General features: G+C 66.4%; 2 protein-coding genes and 1 pseudogene. All 3 read left to right on the top strand.

All coding sequences use genetic code 11. The annotated features are described in order from the left end of the window. Window positions 1-195: pseudogene (locus D769_RS20185) on the top strand (Flp pilus assembly protein CpaB); the annotation flags it as partial. Between the two features lie 13 nt (window positions 196-208). Then, window positions 209-1,630 (top strand): type II and III secretion system protein family protein, encoded by a 1,422-nt coding sequence (locus D769_RS20190; protein ID WP_008648913.1) that lies wholly within the window; start codon window positions 209-211, stop codon window positions 1,628-1,630. An 11-nt stretch (window positions 1,631-1,641) separates the two neighbouring features. Beyond that, the coding region (locus D769_RS20195; protein ID WP_008648914.1) for a response regulator at window positions 1,642-2,016 on the top strand (375 nt) is incomplete at its 3' end.

Here is a 2,016-nt window from a genome sequence, read left to right on the forward strand (position 1 = left end):
GACAAGGCTGTGGCGGGTGTGAGCCTCGCCGGGCTGGTCGGCGAACCGCGCGCGCCCCAAACGCCCGCGCCAGCGATGCGGCCTGCCGTGCTTCCCGCAGGACTCCCGGGGATGGTGGCCACCGCACGACGCGATCCCCAGAACGAAGGTAACGGCGTGGAAATGATCCGCGCCGGCAAGCGAGCGATTGAATAACGGACGACACGGTATGCCGAAAAAGTTGAAACACCGTGTGCTGGCGCGAGTGGTCGCGCTGACGATGCTGGCGCTGGCTGCGGCGCCGATATCGCAAGCGGATGCACAAGCAGCGACACAAGCGGCGACACAAGCGATGTCGCAGCCGTCAGGTTCCTTCGACACCGCAGGCTCGCGCACGTTGCGCCTGCTCGCTGGTGCGCAACAGGAAATCCGGCCCGGACAGGCGCTGGAACGCGTGGCGGTGGGCAACCCCGAGGTGGCCGATGCGCTGCTGCTCAAACATCGGGGTGGTCCTGCTACGGTGCTCGTGGTGGCCCGCAAGCCCGGCGTCACCGACCTCAAGATCTGGAGCCGCGATGTTGCGCCGGTCAGCTACACGGTGCGCGTGGATGCGGTGCGGCCCGATCCCGGTGGCGCCAGCGTTGATCTTTCTTCCGCCGGGGCTTCGATCAGCGGCGAGTCTCCTGATGCCCCAGCCGCCGCGCATACGCTGATGGCGGCGCGCGCCGCCGTCTCCAGTGCGGATGGCAAGAGCGCAGGCGTTGTAGTCGATCGCTCGACGGTGCCGGTCTCCGGCACGGTGCAGGTCGACGTCAAGGTGGTGGAGATCAGCAAGACCGTTCTCAAGGAAATCGGCCTGAACTTCTATCGCGACAACGGCGGCTTCGCATTTGGCACCTTCAGCCCGTCGTCGCTGACCAAGGCCACGTTCACGCCGGGCGTTGGCACTGTGGTGGACTCGGTGTCGCCAATCAGCAGCGCTTTCAACCTGATTGCTGGCTCGGTGTCGAAGGGCATCTTCGCCAACCTGAGCCTGATGGAAGCCAACGGCCTGGTCCGCGTGCTGGCCGAGCCGAGCCTGGTGGCGTTGTCCGGGCAGAGCGCGAGCTTCCTGGCTGGCGGAGAGATTCCGATTCCGGTGCCGCAGGCGCTGGGGACCACGACGATCCAGTACAAGCCGTTCGGTATCGGGCTTACGGTATCGCCGACGGTGATGTCGCGTGAGCGCATCGCGCTCAAGGTGGCGCCCGAGGCCAGCGATCTCGATCCTTCGCGTGGCATCGTACTGAACGGCGCCACGGTGCCGGCCATCGTCACGCGGCGTGCCGACACCACGATCGAACTCGGTGACGGCGAGAGCTTCGTGATCGGCGGCCTGGTGAGCCGCAACACGGTCAGCAATGTCAGCAAGGTCCCGTTCCTGGGCGATCTGCCGGTGATCGGCAGCTTCTTCAAGAACCTGAACTTCCATCAGGAAGACCGCGAACTGATGATCGTGGTCACGCCGCACCTGATCAAGCCCCTGGCCAAGGATTCTCCCGCAGCGGCCGGCGCGTCCCAGGACGGCCGCACCAGCGCCAACCCCAACGTCTGGGGCCGCTACATGCTGGGCGAGTACGCGGACCAGAGCCTGCCAGGGTTCTCGAGATAGGCGGACCAACGATGGAACGAAACACATCTGTGGATCATTTCCTGCTCAACACCACGCGCGAGGACGTCCGGCACTGGTTGGGCCACGCGCTGGGCGCCGTTGGTACGCTGGTCGCCGAGGCCGATTCGCAGGATTCCTTCGTCGAGAAGATCGGCACATTGCGGCCCGGCCTGGTATTGCTCGACTTCACGCAGTCGCGCGCGATCGACTCGGCGCGGCTGGCCGAGCAGATCGCGCGGCTGTTTCCGCAGTTGCCGCTCGTCGCGGTGGGTCACGCAGGCGAGCCCGAGGCGTTGCTCGCCGCCTTGCGTGCCGGCGTGCGCGACTTCATCGACCTTGGTGGCGCGCCCGACCATGCGGCGTCCGTGGCCCGCCAGTTGATGGTG

This window comes from Cupriavidus sp. HMR-1 (assembly GCF_000319775.1).
Taxonomy (GTDB): domain Bacteria; phylum Pseudomonadota; class Gammaproteobacteria; order Burkholderiales; family Burkholderiaceae; genus Cupriavidus; species Cupriavidus metallidurans.